The organism is Blautia acetigignens (assembly GCF_025566865.1).
Lineage (GTDB): Bacteria > Bacillota > Clostridia > Lachnospirales > Lachnospiraceae > Blautia_A > Blautia_A acetigignens.
On sequence record NZ_JAOQJM010000015.1, the window covers coordinates 1 to 13,146 of the forward strand.

A 13,146-nucleotide genomic window follows, 5' to 3' on the forward strand; every position below is an offset into this window, starting at 1 on the left:
GCTTTGAGCAGAAAACGCATACCGCTAAATCAGAATGGATGTACCGCTAATTTCAGAATAGGCGTACCGTTCGGGCAGAATTTGCAAACTGAATGCTATGGCAAATAGCTTTTCATCAAAGAAGATACAAAAAAATAGATTTTTTGTTTGTATTTCTCTTAGAGAAGATCAGGGAAGTATGGATAGAGATATGCAAAAAACAAAATGTATAATTGAAGCGATAGGTAAGAATGGGTTTAAAACAAAATGGCCATATACTCAATATACATATTTTAATTGTGATAATGGCATTGTCTCATTAGATGACGATTTTCAGTATCCTTCAGTGGCATTGGAGTTTGTGAAAAATTTGTATATGGAATGTGCGAATTACAAAATCCAAGAAAAGAATTGTCAATCTGATTGTCAGAAATATTTAAGCAGATGGCCTGTTTTAAGAGTAAAGCATATTAGATATCAGGTTATTATGTTTGAAAGGGTGGATTAGATGATATTAAGTGTAAGTAGAAGAACGGATATTCCTAATTATTATTCGGAATGGTTTTATAATAGAATAAAAGAAGGATTTTTATATGTTCGTAATCCTATGAATGCTCATCAGATAAGTGAAATAAAAATCACTCCAGATGTTGTAGATTGCATAGTGTTTTGGACAAAGAATCCTTTGCCAATGATGAAGAGGTTAGACGAGATAAAAGATTATAATTATTATTTTCAATTCACATTAACTGGATACGGAAATGATGTTGAGGCTAATTTGCCAAATAAAAAAACAAAAATGATTCCGGTATTTCAAAATCTATCTGAAAAAATTGGTAAACAAAAAGTGATTTGGAGATATGATCCTATATTCTTTTCTGATAGATATACGAAAGAATATCATTTGAAGGCATTTAAAAGTATTGCCGAAGCTTTAAGCGGATACACAGAAAAATGCGTGATTAGCTTTGTTGATTTATATCCTAAGAATAAAAAAAATATGGAGGGCTTGTCGAGTTATGAATTAAATGATGATGAGCTGAGAAAATTTGCTATGGAATTAAGTAAGATAGCAGCGGATAATAATATTAAGATTGGAAGCTGTGCAGAAAAAATAGATTTGGATGAATGTGGTATAGTTCATAATTGCTGCATAGATAGAGAATTAATTGAAAAAATAATTGGATGTAAACTCAATGTTGGCAAAGACAAAAATCAGCGTATAGAATGCGGATGTGTTGAAAGTGTTGAAATAGGTACTTATAATACATGTAAAAATGGATGTGCATATTGTTATGCAAATTATAGTTCAAAAAGCGTAGAAACAAATGCTGCCAAATATGATCCATCGTCACCACTTCTATGTGGTCAAGTCCAAGAAGATGACAAAATTACTATCAGAAAAGTGGGTTCATTAAAAGAAACACAGCTAAGCATTTTTGATATGTGAATGCATAATTACATCATATATTTGCTGGAGTATAATTGGCTCCATTTTGGCTCTAAAAATTTTAGATGAGATACACAAAAATGCAAAACAAGATGAATATGGAGAATAAAACATACAAATGTGTACCAGAAAACAGCCAGATAAATCTTTCCGCCCAAGATTTAGAGTAGTTCTTTTTTTCTGAGAGAAAATTAAAAATCGTTTTTGGTTCTTCTGGAGAGTGATTATAGCGTTTGGGAAACATCCGGAGAAACCATTACCTCAGGGTGTCGGTAAAGTTCTTTATCAAAGAGGGCTTTGAGATGCCCTTTCTTTTTTTATCCAAATCTTTCCTCTTGTTTACATATATAAACCTAAGAAAAAACTTGACGTTTAAATATTACAAGTGTAATATTTAAGAAAATACGAAAAAAGGAGAAATAAAACTATATGAGAAAAACGAAAAGGAAAAAACACACGAAGACTATCACAAAAATAGTTTTATTTAGCGGTATATTGATTGGTGGTGGAATCGGTATTGTAACAATAATGAATTGTAATGTTCCTGAAAAAAGACTAATGGAATATATGAAATATATTGAAAAAGGGGAATATGAGCAAATGTATGCCATGCTGGATCAGAAAAAAAGCAGCATGAACAGTAAGGAAGAATTTATAGAACGAAATTCTAAAATATATGAAGGCATTGAGATGTCTGATCTGTCCATAACCGATATTACAGTAAAAAGACAAGAAAACGGAAATGCGGCAGTTTCCTATACAACAAATATGCAGACTGCTGCAGGAAATGTAGAATTTACCAACGATGCGGTATTTTCACATGATTGGACAGGATATCATTTAATCTGGCAGGATCAGTTGATTTTTCCAGAGTTATCTGCAACGGATAAAGTTCAGGTAACGTCAGAAGAGGCAAAGAGAGGAGATATTTTAGACAGAAATGGTCGTCAGTTGGCTGGAGAGGGAACTGCATCTTCGGTAGGAATTGTTCCGGGCAGGATGGAGAACAGAGAAGATACAATAAAAAAACTGGCAGAGTATCTTGGAATTGGAGCAGACGAAATTGAGGATAAGTTAAAAGCCGGTTGGGTAAAAGCAGATTCTTTTGTACCAGTAGCAACAATTCCTAAAATACAAGAGGTCGATCTTTTGACAGTGAATCCGGATAAAACTGTTCTGGAAGAAAAAGAAAAGCAGGACACATTATTGAAGATTCCAGGTATTATGTTATCTGATGTAAAAGTACGAACTTATTATCTAAAAGAAGCTGCCTCTCATCTGGTAGGGTATGTACAGGCGGTTACAGCCGAAGATTTGCAGGAACATAAAGGGGAAGGGTATCGTACAAACAGTGTGATTGGAAAGACTGGACTGGAAACGCTTTATGAAAAAGAACTAAAAGGAACAGATGGGTGTGAAATCTGTATTGTAGATGCAAATGGAAATAAAAAAAGTGTTATTGCATATGAGCCTAGAAAAGATGGAGAAGATATCCATACTACGATTGATGGTGATCTTCAAAGTACTCTTTATGAACAATTTAAAGAAGACAGAGGATGTTCTGTAGCTTTGAATCCTTATACAGGGGAAGTATTGGCGTTGGTAAGTACGCCATCTTATGATAATAATGATTTTGTACGTGGAATGGACAACAGCCAGTGGAGTGCATTAAATGAAAATGAAGACAGGCCTTTATACAACCGCTTTCGCCAGACATGGTGTCCTGGCTCAACTTTTAAACCTGTAATTGCTGCAATTGGATTAAAAGTGGGGGCATTTACTGCAAATGACGATTTTGGAAATGAGGGTCTGGCGTGGCAGAAAGATTCCTCGTGGGGAGATTATACAGTGACTACACTTCATGATTATGAACCTGTGATCTTGAAAAATGCGCTTATTTATTCAGATAATATTTATTTTGCAAAAGCAGCATTAAAAATTGGTGCGGATCAACTGATGCAGTCTCTAAATCAAATAGGATTTAATCAGGAACTTCCATTTGATATTAAAATGTCAGAGTCCCAATATTCTAATATGGACAAGATAGAAACAGAAATCCAGCTTGCTGACAGTGGGTATGGACAGGGACAGATTCTGGTAAATCCTTTGCATCTTGCAAGCATTTATACGGCTTTTCTAAATGATGGAAATATGATAAAGCCATATCTTCACGCGGATGGTGGAAGCACTTCCAGTGAAATCTGGATAAAAGATGCTTTTTCACCACAAATTGTTTCGGAGGTTATGGAGGGGTTAGAGGGTGTAGTGAATAACCCGGAAGGAACTGGTTATGGAGCATGCCGGGAAGACATTAGATTAGCAGGAAAAACCGGAACAGCGGAACTGAAAGCTACAAAAGAAGATACATCTGGAACAGAAATTGGCTGGTTTACAGTTTTTACTACAGATAGAGATACAAAGAATCCTATTTTGCTCATCAGTATGGTAGAGAATGTGAAAGATATTGGAGGAAGCGGTTATGTGGTGGAAAAGGATAAGGCGATACTGGATGAATATCTTGGTAATGAATAATTTTTACCTTTAAATATTACAAATGTAAGAGGAAAATGATATGAAAAAAATTTGGAAAATATTTGTGGGAGTTATTTTTCTTGCTGTCTGTAGTGGATGTGGCATAAAGAAAGAGCAGAAAAAGACAATTGAAGATACGAAAGAAAAAATTTACAGAGAGTGTGAAATGCTAGCAGAAGGCTATCGGAACATATATGAGAATGCTGTGAAAGAAAATGCACTATATGAGCTGAGTACAATACAAAAAAGTATGGATTATTTTGGAAAATATGGATATGCAGTAATTGATTCCTACAATCAGCTGGATATGGTTCAAAGTATTAAAGTAGATGATTTTTTGAAAAAAGCAGAAAAAGAGAAAAATGGAAAAACTACTATATTTCAAGTTATAGCAGGGGATCATTTTATCCGGTATGATCTGAAAACCAAACAGGGGAAAATAGACGTTGAAGTAAGCTCTTTTAAATGGAAAGAGGACACTTGGCAGGAAACATATTATCATGAGTTTAGAGCTAATTCATGGAAATATACAGAAAACGGGTATTTCTTTATGGAAGAATATCATCCGGCTGGATATGATGGACCGTCTGGATATCGGGCCTTTCGGGTAGTGCCGTTAAATAAAAAATGCAGGGAGCTGAATCGAAAATATATACTTCCTTTTGGATATACACTTAATAAATTGTTTACTTCTAATTGGAGTGAAAAAAATTATGATGGAATAAATTTTTATGATGTTTTTGACCGTTTACTTTCAATGGAAGAAAAAACTGATGAATTTAAGGAAGGAAAGACTTATGAAATCCCAAAAGAATCATTTGAAGCGATATTTCAAAAATATTTTAATATAAGCGCAGAGATACTGCAGACAGGAACGGTATTTCACACGGAAACACAGACATATCGGTATCGAACCAGAGGAATCGTATATGATTTTGCTCCCACACCATATATTCCATATCCGGAAGTTGTTTCCTACATAGAAAATCAAGATGGAACAATAACACTGGAAGTAAATGCGGTATGGCCACAAAAAGAATTAGATCAGGCGTTTTGTCATAGCGTAACCATTCGGCTGTTAGATAAAGATAGATTTCAATATGTATCCAATTATGTATCAAGGTCAGAAATAGAGGTTACCTGGTATACGGAAAGATTATCAGACGAAAAGTGGGAGGAATGTTATGGAGATAATTGATATGAGTACAAAAAGAAAACTGAAAAAGATGGTGAGTGTTTTATTTATTTTGGGATGCTTTTTCATAGGAAATACAAAATGTAAAGGGGCTGATTTAGAATATATTTCACAGGAAACTGCGAATTATGCTGTACAAGAAAGAGGATATGATTTGCCAGTAGATGAAGTCGTGAAAGAAGAAGCTATTGAAGATTGTAAGAATGTTATGAATCAGATGAAAGCCATTTATCAAAAGGCGGATAAAGGAACTTCATCGAATGTAGTAGTTTCTGAGACAGTAATGGAAGAAATGCAGGAAGTATTAAAGGAAAAAAATGTCCCTGTTATTACATCAGCGCCGTATTCAAATATGGCTAATTATTCTAAAATGGAAGAATTTCTTTTCAAGGCAGAACAGGATCTGCCAGGAGATATCGTCTTATATAGGATTAACAGGGATGGTGGGATAGAAAGACTCAAATTCAATTATGATGGGACAGATATGTATTTGTTGGCTGTGAAAGTTGTTTGGGGTATGAACGACAATCCATCTATTGTATATGTTTCGTATACAAGGATAGAAGAATGGAAATATACAGAAAAAGGCTGGTTTGGTTATACGCTATGTGTTCCAAAATATCCGGAAGTATCAGAAGCGGTTGATGGCAGTTCTATGATAAGAATTAAACCTTTAAGTGATGAATGCAGGGAAGTTTCAAAGAGGTGTGTGTATTTGCTTGGATATCAGGGGAATAATCTTTTATGTTCTGATTGGGATAGATCTGATATGGAAGGGTTAGATTATAATGGTTTATATGAATATTTATATCGAATGAAATACGGGGAGAGATATGAGTTTTCAGGTAACTCAAGTGGAATTCCGGCAGAAGAGTTTGAAAATCTGATAATGGAGTTTTTGCCGATAACAGCGGAGCAAATTAAAAAATGGGCAGTATTTGATTCGGAACATCAAACTTATGACTGGGAACGATTAGGCTGTTTAAATTATAGCCCTACTTATTTTGGAACATCTTTACCGGAGGTCGTTGAAATAAGAGATAGCGGAGAGGGAAACAGTGTGCTGGTTGTTGATGCTGTATGTGATACATTTATATGTAATGATGCCGTTATTACAAGTGAGCTGACTGTTAAGTTCAACGATGATAAGAGTTTTAAATATATGGGGAATAAAATTCTGAATAATGGTACGAAAGAAGTTCCCAAATATCAATATAGAATAAAAAGAAAGAACTGATAACAACTATCAGCCCTTTCATATTTGTTAATTCCATATATGTAATTTTTTTAAGATATCAGAAGTGATTTCAAATGCTTTTTTTCCAGTTGCATTAGAATCACTTTGGATATTGGTTGCAAAATAATAGCTGTTATCGGAAGTTTCTACATATCCGATAAACCAGCCGTTGATATCCTGTCCGTTGACACGACCGGTTCCAGTTTTTCCGTAGAAATTACCATTAGGTGTACTGGCAATTTTTATAGCATTTTTAACAGAAAATACATTTTGGGAATTTAGATGGAATTCATTTGTGTTAAATTTTTTCAATAATGTTACTTGCTCTAAAGGCGAGATTTTTAATGAAAAATCGGACCAGTATAAATCCAGATTTGAACTGGTTGTCTGGTTTCCATATTCTATTTTATTCAAAAATTCCTGGACTCTGTTAATTCCGAGCTGCGAATCAATTGCCTGGAAATACCAGTTAACGGAATTTTGCATAGCAGAGTTTAAATCCTGATCAGCTTCCCAGGATGGAAAAGGAAAGGCATCACCATTCCATGTCATGGAAGAGTGTTCTGGTGTGATGATTCCGGATTCCAACCCTAATAATGCATCGTATATTTTGTAGGTAGACTCTGGCGGAATACGTTTGGTGGCTTCTTCAAGATCGTATATTTTCCAGGAATCCAAATTATTGTCATACAAAACAAATGATCCATCATATGTTCCAAATGTTTCGGATATATCTAACAGGGAGATATTTTTGTCTGTATCACTAAAATGATATACGCTTTGAGTAGAGGCATCAATGGATAAAATGGGTGTACATCCAATAAAAACAGCACTAATGACCAGATAAATTATCAATGCTCTCATTTTTTGATAAAGAGTTTCTTTCCTAAAAACGGCGATGTTGAGAATACGTCGTTTCATCTGCCTGAAATTTCCGGACATTCCAACTGCCAGTGGAGAGGAAAAAGAGGATATTTTTTCTGCAAAATTAATCAGTGTAGTTCCATAAGCTTGGTATTCATCAGCAGAAATCATCTGCAATACAGCAGAATCACAGGCTATTTCACGGTCACAGAGAATTTCTTTTAAAGTGTACCAAACAAAAGGGTTAAACCAGTAGAGTATATTACTTATGACCATGAGGAAGCCAATAAATGTATCTTTGTGACGGTAATGCTGTAATTCGTGTAGCAGCATAAAACGCATATCATCAGGATTCAGTTCGGAAATTAAATGGATGGGAATGTAAATTCTGGGATGTATTATTCCGATTAAAACTGGTGATTTTAAAAATGCAGTACTGTAGATTGATACTGGGTGAGAGATTTTAAGTTCCTTTAAACAATTGTAATAAATAGTTTTTACCTGCTGATTTTGAAGCGGGAGAGCAGATCTTTTTATGGAACGTACATAGTTTAATGAATGAAGGGTGAGGACTGACATAATCATAACACCCGTTATCCATATTAGAAAGAGTATGGTATTCAAGCCTCCAGAAAATTGACTACTGATGGAAACTGAAAAATCATTCACCTGGTTTAACAAAATATTTTGTGTATTACTGGTAAGTTCGGATAGCGTGTCGGTACCAGAGTTAAGTCCTGAGTCAGTTTGAAAAAAATGTAACCATGAAAAAAGTTGTGAGCCATGAATCTGTACAGGAAAAAATGGCACGGCAAGTAATAAAAATAAAAGAAAACAGAGATGGTACTGTGTAGCCGCAGATAAATATTTTTTCAGAAGTTTTTTTGTTCCGATTATTACAAGTGTAAAAATACATATGAAGATATTACTGATTAAAAAGTGGATGATCCAGTTGCTCATTCAAAACCTCCTATTTCTGATGTTTTGATAATAAATGGCGTAAGTTATCAATTTCTGTTGAAGAGAGCTTATCGTCTTCAAGGTAAGAAGCCAGCATAGAAGAAAGATTTCCATTATAATATCGCTTTAAAAAAGAATTGCTTTCCTGGCGTATATATTCATCTTCTTGGACTAATGGAGTATAGACAAATACCCGGCTTTGTTTTTCGTAGGAAAGAGCTTTTTTGGAAACAAGTCTCTTGATAAGAGTTTGAATTGTTTTTGGACTCCAGCTGGTAGTTAGAGTAAGTTTTTCTGTAATTTCATTTGTATTGATGGGAGCATATTTCCATACAATTTTCATAACTTCAAATTCGGCTTCTGAAATTTGGGGTAGTGACATAATAAAATCCTCCTGCTAAATCCTACATATGTAATAAATATATTATATTACTTGTAGAAGAAAAAAGTCAAATGGCAGATGATATATAGAATATAAAATTAATAATGTAGAGGCAATAAAGGTGAAAAAGATAGAAATTATTGAGAGAATCACAGATGCTAATGGAAGCATAAGTGAAAACATATTGACTAGCTGGGAACATAAAAACCAATTCATACCGGAAATTATAAGGTTTGGAGAATTAAAAATATATCTACAGGAACGAATTGTTAAAAAGAATGATAGTGATGTTCATCTTTCAAAATATGAATATGATATTTTACTTCTTTTAGCGAAAAGTCCAGGTAGAATATTTGGAAAAGAAATGGTTTATGATCTGGTATGGAATGAACCTTATTCCGGTGATTATAATGTGGTTATGCGACATATCTGCAATATCAGAGAAAAAATAGAAGATGATCCTGGACAACCATTATATATACAAACAGTACGAGGTGTAGGATATCGGTTTAACGGGAATTTAGGCAGCGAGTGAAATCGCTGCCTATTATTATGGTTTTACAAAGAAGGAAGTTTGTTATGGGAAGATTTTTCTATTTCAGGATCATCCGGTTTTAGATACTTGGACAAGTTTTGATGTATCAATTCCAATTCTTTCATTTCTTTCCGAAAGGAAACATATTGAGTATTTATTGACTTCTTTCTGGAAATAAGCTCTGAAATTTGAGCCTGTAACTTATTGGTATTGAGCTGTTTCAGGTCTATACCATTTTCCTGTAAAATATGCTCGGCACCAGCGAAAAGGATAATTTGAGATTCATATTTACGGAAATAACGATCCGAATCTTTTGAGCTTTTATAATGGTCGTTATAAATTTTATTTTTCTGATATTGTTCAGCGTATTTTAGCAGTTCTCGAAGATGTCGGATCTGTGATTCAAGAGAGACGACAGTGGTATTTACCTCCTTTTGTTGCATATGTAACAAGGTTATGCGGCTTTCAAGTTCTGAAAAATTATGTAGATTATGTGTAAGCATCTGGCTATATGTAGTAGAAACAATCTTTAAATTTTCCTTATTTGCCCATTTCTGAAGGCCGATGTTTCCTGTTATATTGGGAGCGTTGGTGTCTATTAACTTCTTGCGAACAGAAGAAATGGCAGTTCTCTGGAGTTTATTCTCAATACGTTCTTTGATACGTTCCTTAGTAAAATTTTTTCCTAAAGATTTAGTACTTCCACGCACTGGACGGGACATATCGGGAGAACGAAAGGTAATGTATTTTCTGCTGTTTTCGCCAAATTCTGCGTTTTTTATTTCATATCCTTTAGCTTCCATAAATGCAAGAAATTCTGAGTAAGTGGAAACGATTCGGATTGTCTGGTTGATATCTTTTCGCAGCTGCGCTTTTTTACTGGATTCAGATTTATTTGCAGCCCATTCATTGTATTTCATTCCTTTTTTACCATCTGGCATAATTGTGGACAGGTTATGTTCCTGGCATAAAGTGTCGCTGAGATTTCGTATTTTCCAGTAATTCTTTTTACAGTCATGATAATGAGAAAAAGTGATATTATCTGCAGAACAGAAAATTAAATGGTTATGTACATGACCTTTATCAATATGTGTTGTCAGGACATAGGAGTATTTTCCATCCAGTAAGCGATCCGCAAGTTCTTTGCCTATTTGATGGGCTTCCTCATAGGAAACTTCATCAGGGGAAAATGCCTGAATCAGATGAAATGCCTTATTTGTATTGTGCGGATCTCTGCAATCATGTGTATGATCCAAAGTGTATTTAAAATCAAGAGCGGCTGTTTCGGGAGAGCAGGCAAAGGAAGAAATATATAGATTCTGGTCTGTTTTATCTGGATTACAGATGTATTCTATTGCTTTATCAACGGTTGTTTTGATACCATGGATTTTTGTAACTGCCATATTTTTTCTATTAACTCCTTTATATCGTCCAGATCCTTTTGGTAAATTGTATTGGTACTGTTTATACGATGGGTGATCTGATTCAAATTGCTGCTGATATTGCCCAGCAGGGTATTCATTTTTCGGATATGAGAGTAGTCTACTTCATATACAAATCCATATAAGATCATTTTCCGTAGAAAGGCAGATTTGCTTTTCATTCTGGAAAGACGATATTTCTCTTCTAAAATGTATTGTTCGTCATCATTCAAATAAAATTGTACGGGATGAATTCTGGTACGTTTGCTCATTGAAATCCTCCAATTCGTTTTTTTCTATAAAAAAGAGTACAAAAAACTGTCTAACCAGTTCGGCTATGACAGTTATGGTACTTGGTTTTTTGTTGGTTTGGACAGATGTATCTGTAAGTTATTTTAACAGGACTGGGTGAAAGCGTCAAATTAAGAAATTATAAAATATGAGAGGGCCAGGGATACTCCCTGATACATTTTGGTAGAATGAACCGGAAAGGGAATTTGACAAAATGAGCCAGTTGTCATGACACTGGCAGTGCTTGCTTCTTTTGGGGTGTAGTCTGCAAAGCAGGCTATGCAAAAGCTATAAGACATAAATGGAACTGTGAGAAGTGGTTGAGAATATAATCTTGATAGCGTATAATCAGAGCAAGAAATCGTAAGTGAGGGATAAATTTGAAACGTGAGGAAATTTTTCAATATGTGAAAGAGCAATATGGAACGGAACCGGAATATTTATGGAAAAAAGATCCTGATTCTGCGGTGCTTCGACATAAAAATGGAAAATGGTATGCTATAATTATGGCAGTGGAAAAGAAAACACTGGGATTAGAAGAAGATGGAAAAATTAATATCCTGGATGTAAAATGTGACCCTGATCTGGTTGGGATGTTAATTCAAACGTATGGATTTTTACCGGGGTATCATATGAATAAGCGGCACTGGATTACGATTCTTCTGGATGAATCTGTCAGTGAAGCCAAGACGCTGGATTTCCTGGATATGAGTTATGATTTAACCGAATCAAGCAAGTCCCCTGCTTCAATTTCGCAAAACAATAAGCAGTAGTTTGGGACTTGCTTGTATCAGGAGTGGTGCTAGCCACTCCTGATAAGCTGCGAAGCAGCATTCGGTTATGAGCAAGTAGCGAAGCGGATTGCGAATATCCGCTTGACTTGACAGTGGGAAGTAATTAAAAAGGAAGCCTTTCAGAAAAATCTCTGATCGGCTCCCAGGTATTTATTCTGGATATGTATAAGTTGATCTTTGCAGCAGGATATTTTCCCAATCTCGTTCATGGCGCAGCACTCGGAGAATATGAATCTCTTTTGTTTGTTCCATTATAATATAAAAAATAATAGATGGCGGAAAAGATCTTTTATGTATGGAATATCCTCTGTACAGAATTTGAGTTCGGGGAAAGGCAGTACTGAACTGGCTTAAATTCTGCATTTGTTCTTTCAGATCAGATTGAAAACGGTCAGCACGTTGCTGGCTGAATTCTTCTTCAATATAATCTGCAATGTCTGTGACATCGTAAATTGCTTCCCAGGTTAAAATAATTTTATATTCTTGCATTTCTTCGTGCATCCCTTAATTCTGTGATTTTGCGAAAAGCATCTTCCAGCGGCAATTCACGACCAGCTTCCATATCATCAATTCCCCGGTCTAACATGCGGAGAAGATGATTGTTTTCCTGGCTTTTATCGGTTGTAGGGACTTTTTTTGTTAATTCCATGAAAATCACTCCAATCATACGGTTTATAAATAGTGTATGTTGTTCAGAAGTATCTATCCATAGTTTAGCATAGAATGGGCAGCAATACAATTGAATTATTTTGCAGGAGCGTCCGTCAGACCAAGAATTATATATCCGTTGTTGGATTAAGGAAAGATATGAGGCAGGAAATACAGTAAGCGCTTAACTTTCGAGTACCATAGAAAATTAAGCGCTTACTTTACAAATAAAATCAGTTTACAGCCGGTTTTCTAAAAAGATTAAAAATCCCTGTCTGCTCAATCAATCTTGTGATAGTAAAGAAGATAAAGGAATCAATTGGCCACATGATCAGGTTCTTTACCGTACGCATTGGAAGGATTGCCAGGAAGCCCTTTCCGTAGAGCATGTCCAGCCATAAGGTGTTTAACAGGACATTTACGATCAGAACCACTACCAGTTTTGCAATCAGTACACGGCGGAAGGTGAGTTTATGCTTGTAGTAAAAACATCCGTAAATAAATGCCGCGAGCATTGCATTAAAGGTGAAGCCAAAGAAAAATGGTCCATCAGGGCGGATAAAGAATTTCACAATATCCAGCACACCAGCGAACAGGCATCCTGTAACAGGTCCAAACAGATAATCCGCAATCTGATTTGGAATACCGGAAAATCCAATTTTTACATAGGGACCGATGTTGATAGAAGCGACTGAATTTAAGATCAGTGCCAGGGCAGCGAGCATTGCACAGACTGCCAGGGTAGAAGTGGTTTTCAGCTCTTTGGCTGAAGTGAGAAACATGTTCTTTGTTTTCTCCATAAAAAAATTACCTCCTTTTCTTTTTCGCTCACAATAGGAGATAATCTATGGATTCATA

At 35.3% G+C, this 13,146-nt stretch carries 14 protein-coding genes; 7 read left to right on the plus strand and 7 right to left on the minus strand.

Going from position 1 to position 13,146, the window contains the following annotated elements:
- The first annotated feature begins 97 nt into the window (after positions 1 to 97).
- The 5 genes from OCV70_RS15010 to OCV70_RS15030 all read left to right on the plus strand — a co-directional run bounded on the left by OCV70_RS15010 (position 98) and on the right by OCV70_RS15030 (position 6,393).
- Entirely contained in the window at positions 98 to 487 is a 390-nt protein-coding gene (locus OCV70_RS15010; protein ID WP_147343027.1) for a hypothetical protein, read from the plus strand.
- On the plus strand, positions 488 to 1,429 hold the full coding sequence (locus OCV70_RS15015) for a DUF1848 domain-containing protein (RefSeq protein WP_117854156.1): 942 nt from the start codon (positions 488 to 490) through the stop codon (positions 1,427 to 1,429).
- 429 nt (positions 1,430 to 1,858) lie between these two features.
- Positions 1,859 to 3,961, plus strand: a complete 2,103-nt coding sequence (locus OCV70_RS15020; protein ID WP_262579812.1) for a penicillin-binding transpeptidase domain-containing protein — start codon at positions 1,859 to 1,861, stop codon at positions 3,959 to 3,961.
- A 40-nt stretch (positions 3,962 to 4,001) separates the two neighbouring features.
- Entirely contained in the window at positions 4,002 to 5,159 is a 1,158-nt protein-coding gene (locus tag OCV70_RS15025) for a DUF6070 family protein (RefSeq protein WP_118063462.1), read from the plus strand.
- Positions 5,146 to 6,393: a DUF6070 family protein gene (locus OCV70_RS15030; protein WP_262579813.1), complete on the plus strand. Its 1,248-nt coding sequence runs from the start codon at positions 5,146 to 5,148 to the stop codon at positions 6,391 to 6,393. The genes OCV70_RS15025 and OCV70_RS15030 overlap by 14 nt, the downstream gene beginning before the upstream one ends.
- Before the next feature lie 27 nt (positions 6,394 to 6,420).
- On the opposite strand, the gene OCV70_RS15035 is transcribed toward OCV70_RS15030, so the two are convergent.
- Both OCV70_RS15035 and OCV70_RS15040 read right to left on the minus strand, forming a co-directional pair.
- Positions 6,421 to 8,217: a BlaR1 family beta-lactam sensor/signal transducer gene (locus OCV70_RS15035; protein ID WP_262579814.1), complete on the minus strand. Its 1,797-nt coding sequence runs from the start codon at positions 8,215 to 8,217 to the stop codon at positions 6,421 to 6,423.
- A 10-nt stretch (positions 8,218 to 8,227) separates the two neighbouring features.
- Positions 8,228 to 8,602 (minus strand): BlaI/MecI/CopY family transcriptional regulator, encoded by a 375-nt coding sequence (locus tag OCV70_RS15040; protein WP_092073165.1) that lies wholly within the window; start codon positions 8,600 to 8,602, stop codon positions 8,228 to 8,230.
- A 118-nt stretch (positions 8,603 to 8,720) separates the two neighbouring features.
- On the opposite strand from OCV70_RS15040, the gene OCV70_RS15045 reads away from it, so the two are divergent.
- Complete coding sequence (locus OCV70_RS15045; RefSeq protein ID WP_005426519.1) at positions 8,721 to 9,134, plus strand: winged helix-turn-helix domain-containing protein; 414 nt, start codon at positions 8,721 to 8,723, stop codon at positions 9,132 to 9,134.
- A gap of 23 nt (positions 9,135 to 9,157) precedes the next feature.
- Here OCV70_RS15045 and OCV70_RS15050 read toward each other — a convergent pair whose 3' ends face one another.
- Positions 9,158 to 10,537, minus strand: coding sequence for a relaxase/mobilization nuclease domain-containing protein (locus tag OCV70_RS15050; RefSeq protein WP_262579815.1), 1,380 nt, complete (start codon positions 10,535 to 10,537; stop codon positions 9,158 to 9,160).
- The gene (locus tag OCV70_RS15055; RefSeq protein WP_173765497.1) at positions 10,486 to 10,827 is read right to left on the minus strand and encodes a plasmid mobilization protein; all 342 of its coding nucleotides are present in this window, start codon (positions 10,825 to 10,827) and stop codon (positions 10,486 to 10,488) included. The genes OCV70_RS15050 and OCV70_RS15055 overlap by 52 nt, the downstream gene beginning before the upstream one ends.
- 399 nt (positions 10,828 to 11,226) lie before the next feature.
- On the opposite strand from OCV70_RS15055, the gene OCV70_RS15060 reads away from it, so the two are divergent.
- The gene (locus OCV70_RS15060; protein ID WP_117854162.1) at positions 11,227 to 11,619 is read left to right on the plus strand and encodes an MmcQ/YjbR family DNA-binding protein; all 393 of its coding nucleotides are present in this window, start codon (positions 11,227 to 11,229) and stop codon (positions 11,617 to 11,619) included.
- Between the two features lie 171 nt (positions 11,620 to 11,790).
- Here the strand turns inward: OCV70_RS15060 and OCV70_RS15065 are convergent, their stop codons facing one another.
- The 3 genes from OCV70_RS15065 to OCV70_RS15075 all read right to left on the minus strand — a co-directional run bounded on the left by OCV70_RS15065 (position 11,791) and on the right by OCV70_RS15075 (position 13,088).
- Positions 11,791 to 12,129, minus strand: coding sequence for a type II toxin-antitoxin system RelE/ParE family toxin (locus OCV70_RS15065; RefSeq protein ID WP_117854163.1), 339 nt, complete (start codon positions 12,127 to 12,129; stop codon positions 11,791 to 11,793).
- Positions 12,116 to 12,289: a hypothetical protein gene (locus OCV70_RS15070; RefSeq protein ID WP_015541274.1), complete on the minus strand. Its 174-nt coding sequence runs from the start codon at positions 12,287 to 12,289 to the stop codon at positions 12,116 to 12,118. The genes OCV70_RS15065 and OCV70_RS15070 overlap by 14 nt, the downstream gene beginning before the upstream one ends.
- Positions 12,290 to 12,521: 232 nt before the next feature.
- A complete protein-coding gene (locus OCV70_RS15075; RefSeq protein WP_117854164.1) occupies positions 12,522 to 13,088 on the minus strand; it encodes a folate family ECF transporter S component in 567 nt (188 codons plus the stop codon).
- Between the last annotated feature and the right edge of the window lie 58 nt (positions 13,089 to 13,146).